Source organism: Caldisericia bacterium (assembly GCA_021158845.1).
GTDB lineage: Bacteria > Caldisericota > Caldisericia > B22-G15 > B22-G15 > B22-G15.
Genome location: JAGGSY010000152.1, coordinates 1 through 3,902, shown reverse-complemented (window position 1 = coordinate 3,902; position 3,902 = coordinate 1). Strand labels below are relative to the sequence as shown.

Genomic DNA, 3,902 nt, shown 5'->3' with positions numbered 1-3,902 from the left:
ATCTACGGCAAAGAAATCTATATACTCTTTTCTTACCTTAAGAGTTGCATTGTCAATGACAAAGAAGCCAAAAATTTTAAAATCCTCTTCTTCCTCTTTAAAGGATATGTTTGAAAAGTATGTGGTGGAACCAGTGTATTTAAGGGTCAATCTTAGAGGATAATCCTTTATAAATAAGACAGAATCATTTATAAGTTTTATGACTTCGGGAAGATACTGCTCTTCTTCAGAAGGAAAAGGCTTTCCATTGTATCTAAACTCGTTATTTTTAAATTCAATAGAAACTTTACTTTCAAGCTCATCACTTTCTACAATGATTTTTCCCTCATCAAGAAAGAACTTGGCAGTAAAATTTATACTTCCTGTGGGAAATGAACCATAGACAACTGTCTTAAATCTCCTTTTTTCCGGTAAATCCCTGCTTATGGATTCAACAATCTTTGACATTCCCTCTTTAAAACTTAGAAGTTTAAAGGTAACCTCTTTCTCTTTCTTAAGGTCTATTTTTTTCTTTACACCAAAGAATCCGGGTTTCTCTACTTTAACAATGTACTCTTTGGGTTGAAGTTTGAAAGTTATCCACCCATCTTTACCTGTCTCTCCTTCCTCATATGACAGGATACTTACCCATGCTCCCTGAACAGGATTTCCCTTTGTATCAAGAACGATAACCTTTAAAGTTCTATTGACGCTACATGAAATAGAGGAAAAAAGTATCATAAAAAGGACTGATGCCAGAATAAACTTCCTCACTTCTTCTCAAACTCCACTCTCTTAGCCTCTATCCAGAGATCCTCAAGGTTGTAGTATTCCCTCTTCTCTGGAAGAAATATGTGAACAAGGAAATCGCCATAATCCATAACAATCCACGAACCTTTCTCATATCCTTCAATAGAGAGGGGAATTGTCTTTTCATTCTTTTTTAATTTTATGTAAATTTCGTCACTTATTGCCCTTGCCTGAATGTCAGTTTCAGCAGAGCAAATAAATACATAATCAAAAAGGGAAGTTATCTTTCTAACATCAAGGCATACAACATCCTCCCCTTTCTTATCTACGATTGCATTAAAGGTTTTTTCTAAAATTGGAGCAATTTTCTCTCCTCCCACGGATCATCCTCCTTGTATAGATTGTGTTTTTTAATATACTCCTCCACCTCTTTAGGAACAAGGTATTTTATTGGAAGACCCTCCTTGATCCTATTCCTTATCTCTGTAGAGGAGATGGAGAGAGCAGGAATCCTCATAACAAAGATTCTCTCGTCACAGTTATTACAAATTTTCTTTAACTTGTCCTTGAGTCTCTTAAGATTGTATCCAGGCCTTGTTGCAGCAATGAAACAACACATGCTTAGAAGTTCTCTTGGTTTCTTCCATGTGAGGATGCTTAAAACAGAGTCGGCACCAGTAATAAAGTAGATGTTATAATTCTCCTCTGGATAAATTTTTCTAAATTCCTTTATAGTGTCATAGGTATAGGACTTTTTAAAGTGGTCTATTTCAATCCTTGAAACAAAAAAATGTGGATTTGAAGCTGTGGCAAGAAGCGTCATGGCAAATCTCCTCTCTGGATCTATAAGTTGTGTGGGTTTTTTATAGCCCGGAACACCAACGGGTACAAAGATCACTCTCTCCAGCGAAAACCTCACCCTTGCCTCCTCAGCAACAACAAGATGACCTATGTGTATTGGATTGAAAGAGCCTCCAATTATTCCTATTGATTTCTTACTCATGATATCTAAACCTTATACCTTCTATTATAACAAGATCCCCCTCTTTCACTCCAAGTTTTTTAAGTTCCTCCTCCACACCAAACCTCTTAAATATCTTTTGCACTCTCTCTATGCCAAATGGAGATGTAAGGTCTACACCTTTAATAAGTCTTCCAAGTTCCTCTCCATAAACATAGAATGTCTCTCCAATCCTTTTAACTTCAATTTTTCTTTTATCCTTATCCACTCTTAAAACATACCTTCTCTTTGGCCTTAAAGTTTTCTCCTTCTCTGGTAATTTTATCTTCCCTATCTCTTTTTTAAGTTCACTAACTCCCTCACCTTTTATAGCAGACATTTTAACGACTGGAAACCCCAATTTATAAAAATAATTTTCTGTCTCTTCAAGATTTTTCACTGGAAGGTCAATTTTATTTAAAACAATTATCTTGTCTTTCTCAAGAATTTCAGGGTTAAACTCCTCAATCTCCTTCACAAGATTCTTATACTGAGTGATTGCATCCATAGGTGAAGCTTCTGAAACATCAAAAACAAAGATCAAAAAATAAGTCCTCTGAATATGCCTTAAAAATGTGAGTCCAAGCCCCTTCCCCTCGTGTGCTCCATCTATAAGACCTGGAAGATCAACAATTCTTAATGACTTCTTATCATCAATTCTTACCTCGCCAATAACAGGGGTAAGGGTTGTGAAGGGATATGATGCTATTTTAGGCTTTGCGTTGCTTATCTTTGATAGAATCGTAGATTTCCCAACATTGGGATATCCAACAAGTCCTCCTTCAGCTATAATCCTTAACTCAAGTATGAGTCTTCTCTCCTCTCCCTCTTCTCCCAGAGTTCTTATGCGTGGAGCTCTATTTTCAGGAGTTGCAAAGGAGGCATTCCCTTTTCCACCTTCACCTCCCCTTGCAACAACAAGCTCTTCTCCTGGTTCGGTAAGTTCTCCAAGAAGCTCACCTGTCTCCTTATCCCAAACAAGAACTCCTGGTGGAACATCAATAATTAAATCCTCTCCATCCTTACCGGTTTTGTTGTTCCCCTCACCATGTCTTCCATCCTCTGCTTTAAACACCTTCTTAAATCTAAACTTTGTGAGTGTATCAAGCTGTGGATTAACCTTTAATATAACATCTCCCCCTTTTCCACCATCACCACCTGAGGGACCTCCATATGGAACATACTTTTCTCTTCTAAAGGCTATTATACCATCCCCCCCTTTTCCACCCTTGACAAAAATTTCTGCTAAATCAAAGGAATACTTTTTATTGAACTTCTTTTGGAATGACACTTACCCTCTTTCTTCCCTTTCCAAAGGTCTCAAACTTCACAACTCCATAGATCTTTGAAAATATTGTATAATCATTACCAAGACCAGTGTTTTTTCCTGGTTTTATTCTTGAACCACGCTGTCTTACGATTATTGACCCTGGTTTAACAAGTTGTCCATCAAATACCTTCACGCCAAGATACTTTGGATTGGAATCTCTTCCGTTTCTTGACTTTCCACCACTCTTTTTATGAGCCATAACTAACCTCCCGTTTCAATCTTCTCAATCTTTACAACAGTTTTTCTCTGTCTATGACCCAGCATTCTCTTGTGGGTTGTCTTTGCATGGTATGTAAATACCTTAATCTTTTTCTCCTTCATCTGTTTTAAAACCTTGCCAAGAACCTTTACTCCCTCAACATAGGGAGTGCCAACAACCTCTCCATCCTCCTTCCTCAAAAGAAGGACTTTATCAAAGACAACCTCACTTCCCTCTTCATATGGAAGTTTCTCCACCTTCAATGTATCGCCTTCTTTAACAAGATACTGCTTTCCACCTGTTTCTATAATTGCAAACACCTTAACCTCCTTCATCTCTATATTTCAACATCTTTTTATTCTACAATAAGTTTACCATAAATCAAGAGGATAAATTATATTTCTTTAGAGTCGTCATTTTGTCTCAACAGATGTTGAAAGAGTATAAATTTTGTGCTATCTTTCTCATGAGGAGGAATGATGAATAAGGTGAAAGACCTGTCTGTAGACGAACTAAAAGACATAATAAAAAGAGTTGTGGAGGAAACTATTGAAGATTACATAGAGGATATCTTAGCTCTATCAAGTTCTAATTTTATTAAATCTATAGAAGAGGCAAGAAAAGACTATAAAGAGGGGAAATAC

6 protein-coding genes are annotated in these 3,902 nt (G+C 36.8%); all 6 read right to left on the bottom strand.

Features of this window, described 5'->3' with window-relative positions; translation table 11 throughout:
• Nucleotides 1–753 (bottom strand): carboxypeptidase regulatory-like domain-containing protein (locus J7J33_05420; GenBank protein ID MCD6168717.1); only part of this gene is annotated, 753 nt, incomplete at its 3' end.
• Nucleotides 750–1,094 (bottom strand): ribosome silencing factor, encoded by a 345-nt coding sequence (rsfS, locus tag J7J33_05415; protein ID MCD6168716.1) that lies wholly within the window; start codon nt 1,092–1,094, stop codon nt 750–752. The genes J7J33_05420 and rsfS, both read right to left, overlap by 4 nt.
• On the bottom strand, nt 1,079–1,732 hold the full coding sequence (nadD, locus tag J7J33_05410) for a nicotinate-nucleotide adenylyltransferase (GenBank protein ID MCD6168715.1): 654 nt from the start codon (nt 1,730–1,732) through the stop codon (nt 1,079–1,081). The genes rsfS and nadD overlap by 16 nt, the downstream gene beginning before the upstream one ends.
• Nucleotides 1,725–3,020, bottom strand: a complete 1,296-nt coding sequence (gene obgE / locus J7J33_05405) for a GTPase ObgE (GenBank protein ID MCD6168714.1) — start codon at nt 3,018–3,020, stop codon at nt 1,725–1,727. The genes nadD and obgE overlap by 8 nt, the downstream gene beginning before the upstream one ends.
• The gene (gene rpmA / locus J7J33_05400) at nt 2,995–3,258 is read right to left on the bottom strand and encodes a 50S ribosomal protein L27 (GenBank protein ID MCD6168713.1); all 264 of its coding nucleotides are present in this window, start codon (nt 3,256–3,258) and stop codon (nt 2,995–2,997) included. The genes obgE and rpmA overlap by 26 nt, the downstream gene beginning before the upstream one ends.
• A 2-nt stretch (nt 3,259–3,260) precedes the next feature.
• Nucleotides 3,261–3,578 (bottom strand): 50S ribosomal protein L21, encoded by a 318-nt coding sequence (gene rplU / locus J7J33_05395; protein ID MCD6168712.1) that lies wholly within the window; start codon nt 3,576–3,578, stop codon nt 3,261–3,263.
• Nucleotides 3,579–3,902: the final 324 nt, after the last annotated feature.